The 472-nt window shown below is 67.6% G+C and carries 1 protein-coding gene; it reads right to left on the reverse strand.

The window, feature by feature from the left end:
• On the reverse strand, nt 1-472 hold a 472-nt coding region (locus EOC06_RS38505), incomplete at both ends, for a uracil-DNA glycosylase family protein (protein WP_128310179.1).

Raw genomic sequence — 472 nt, forward strand, 5'->3', positions numbered from 1 at the left:
GGTAGGCGGCGACGCGCCCACCCAGCGCCCGCACCGTCGACTGATGCGCGATCGATCCCAGTGCCAGCACGGCGCGCAAATTAGGGAACCGGGCGATCGTCGGCACCAGGAATGTCCGGCAGGTGGCAATCTCGGCGCCCACCGGCTTGTTCTCAGGCGGCACGCAGCGCACGGCATTGGTGATCGCCGTGCCGACAAGCTCCAATCCGTCGTCGGGTCTGGCCTTGAATTCGCCGCGTGCAAAACCGTGCGAAATCAGTGTCGAGTAGAGCAGGTCGCCGGCATAGTCGCCGGTGAACGGGCGGCCCGTTCGGTTGGCACCGCGAAGGCCGGGCGCCAGCCCGACGATCAGCAGTTGGACCGTCGCGTCACCTTCCGAGGGCAGGAAAGTCGGCACCGGCGCATTGAACCAGGATGGTTCGCGCTGCCGCCACTCGGCGATGAAGTCGTGCAGCCGCGGGCAGAGCGGGCA

It is taken from the genome of Mesorhizobium sp. M7A.F.Ca.MR.362.00.0.0, assembly GCF_004023175.1.
Lineage (GTDB): Bacteria > Pseudomonadota > Alphaproteobacteria > Rhizobiales > Rhizobiaceae > Mesorhizobium.